This window comes from Accumulibacter sp. (assembly GCF_031732815.1).
Lineage (GTDB): Bacteria > Pseudomonadota > Gammaproteobacteria > Burkholderiales > Rhodocyclaceae > Accumulibacter.
The window spans coordinates 1-2,848 of sequence record NZ_JAVMKF010000264.1; the positions used below are offsets into that span (position 1 = coordinate 1).

Consider the following 2,848-nt stretch of genomic DNA (forward strand, 5'->3'; position numbering starts at 1 on the left):
ATACGCGAAAACATGCCGCGCCGCAGCGGTCGACTCATCGCCGGTCCGTCCTTGCGGCTGAAGAAGCTTCCCCAAAGCCCCTGCAGGGCCATCGGGATCACCGGCACCGGCGTGCGCGCAACGATGCGCTGGACGCCCGGGCGAAACGGGTAAAGCTCGCCGGTATCGGTAATCCGCCCTTCGGGAAAGATCGCGACCAGTTCGCCGGCGCTCAGCGCATGCGCGACCTCTTCGAAAGCGGCTTCCATCATGCGCGCATCTTCGCGCGCCGGGGCAATCGGAATCGCATGCATGTGCCGGAAAACGAAACCGATCAGCGGCTGGCGATAGATTCGGTGGTCCATCACGAAGCGGATCGGACGGCGGCAGGCGGCGGCAATGACGATCGGGTCGACGAAGCTGACATGGTTGCAGATAAGCACCGCGCCACCCTCGGCCGGGACGTTTTCCAGTCCCTGCTGACGCAGGCGATAGACCGAGTGCACCAGCAGCCAGGCGACGAAACGCAGCATGAACTCGGGAACCAGACTGTAGATGTAGACGGCCACGGCAGCATTGCAGAGGGCGGCGATCGCGAAGAGGACGGCAATCGACACGCCGCTGCTGAGCAGGCCGGCAGCGGCGAGCGCACCGCAGACCATGAACAGGGCGTTGAGGATATTGTTGGCGGCGATGATTCTCGCCCGTTGTTCAGGCGCGCTGCGCAACTGGATCAGCGCGTAGAGCGGGACGACGAAGAAACCGCCGAAAAGTCCCAGGGCGAAGAGGTCGAAGAGGACGCGCCAACTGGCATGCAGCGCCAGCAGGCTGGTCAGTTCGAGCGGCGCGCCGGGCGGCAGTTGCGCCGGTGAAGCGAAGGCCAGATCGATGCCGAAAAGGGTCAGGCCGATCGAGCCGAAGGGCACCAGACCGATCTCGACGTGTCCGGCCGACAGCCGCTCGCAGAGGAGAGAACCAAGGCCGACGCCTACCGTGAACACGGCCAGCAGCAAGGTGACCGAAGCCTCGTTGCCGCCCAGCACGTTCCTGGCGTAGGCCGGAAACTGTGCCAGAAAAAGCGCACCGTAGAGCCAGAACCATGAAATCCCGAGAATCGACAGAAAGACCGTCCGGTTCTGCCGGGCAAAACCGATGTTGCGCCAGGTTTCCGAGAAAGGGTTCAGCCCGACGACGAGTTGCGGAACCGGCGCCGGCGCGGCCGGAATGCCGCGGCTGAACAGATAGCCGAGCACCGCGACCACTAGCCCGGCGTAAGCGACCCAGGTCGGATGCGCCGCCGCGCCGGCAAGCATGCCGCCCGCCAGCGTGCCGAGCAGGATGGCGACGAAGGTTCCCGCTTCGACCAGCGCGTTACCGCCGACGAGTTCGTGGTCGCGCAAATGCTGCGGCAGGATGGCGTACTTCACCGGTCCGAAGAAAGTCGAGTGCAAGCCGAGCAGGAAGAGCGCGACGAGCAGGATGGGCAGGCTGTGGGCGACGAAGCCGAGCAGCGCGACGCCCATGATCAGCACCTCGAGCAGCTTGACCAGACGCGCCAGGCGCGCCTTGTCGAACTTGTCGGCCAACTGCCCGGCGGTGGCCGAAAAGAGAAAGAACGGCAGGATGAAAATCCCGGCGGCGATGTTGGTGAGCACTTCCGGCGCCAGCGTCGTCCAGGCTGCCGCCTGGAAGGTGAGCAGCACGACGAGTGCATTCTTGAACAGGTTGTCGTTGAAGGCACCGAGAAACTGTGTGGCGAAAAAGGGCGCAAAGCGGCGCGTTCCGAGCAGCGCAAACTGTGAACTCATGCCGTCCTCCTGTCAAAAAAGCGGCGCGTGGCGAAGACTCCGGGCGGAAAACGATGTCCGTTCGACGACAGATGACGTTTGAGAACGAAGTCGAAAAGGAGCGGATTATGCTCGCGGATCAGTTCCAGCCGGGCGACCGCCGACGCCGGCAGCAGGCCGCGCGCGGCAAGGTCGGCCGGCAGGATCAGCGGCACGACGCCGGGCAGAGGATAATCCGAACCGTTGAGCAGGCGAGCATGCCATTCCTCGCGCTCGAGCAGCACGCGCAAGGTCTCCGGCGGCCGGTTGCGCAGGGCAAGCGCCGAAATGTCGGCGAACAGCAGGCTGGCGTAGCGCGCTTCGCCCATCATCCGGGTAAACAGCTCGAAACACGCCACCGGCGCCGCCTGCGGACCACGATCGAGGTCGGCCGCCATACCCAGCGACGCGCAATGCGCAACGACGACGCGCACGCCGTGGTCCAGCGCTCGGCGCAGCAGTAGCGGATTGCCGAGTGCCTCGAGTTCAGCGCCGTGTACCGCCTTTTCTTCGCCCGCATGCGTGATCAGCGGCAGATCGTGCTGCGCCAACGCCTGGTAGAAGCGGTCGCAGCGTGGCGACGACGGATCGATCGCCATGGCCGGCGGCAGCCACTTCACCGCGCGCGCGCCACCGCGCACCGCCGCCGCCAGTTCCTCGACGCAATCGGCCCGGTAAGGATGGATCGAAGCAGCCCACTCGAAGTACTGCGGATAGCGCGCCACGACGGCCTGCGCGTAGGCGTTCGGCACGTAGAAAGCGCTGCGCCTGGCGTCCGGTCGACCCTGCTCGTCATGCGCGCGCTCGAAGGCCAGCAGCAACAGTTTGGCGCCCGGGCGCAAGCCATCGACCAGGTTCTGCATGCGCTCGAGGTAACTTGCGTCTACGCGGCCGGGCGCATCATGGACACAACCGGCGTTCAGGTAGAACAGGCGCTGCGCGTACTGCAGCGGGTGAAACAGACTCTCCATCTGTGGGTTGACCTCGATTCCGCTACCCGAATCGCCGGTGCCGACCAGATGGACATGGCAGTCGACAAACTC

2 protein-coding genes are annotated in these 2,848 nt (G+C 65.1%); both read right to left on the minus strand.

What is annotated here, in order from left to right:
* Positions 1 to 1,787 (minus strand): MFS transporter (locus RKP46_RS15495; protein ID WP_311107464.1); only part of this gene is annotated, 1,787 nt, incomplete at its 3' end.
* A partial coding sequence (locus RKP46_RS15500) for an amidohydrolase family protein (protein WP_311107465.1) occupies positions 1,784 to 2,848 on the minus strand: 1,065 nt, incomplete at its 5' end. The genes RKP46_RS15500 and RKP46_RS15495, both read right to left, overlap by 4 nt.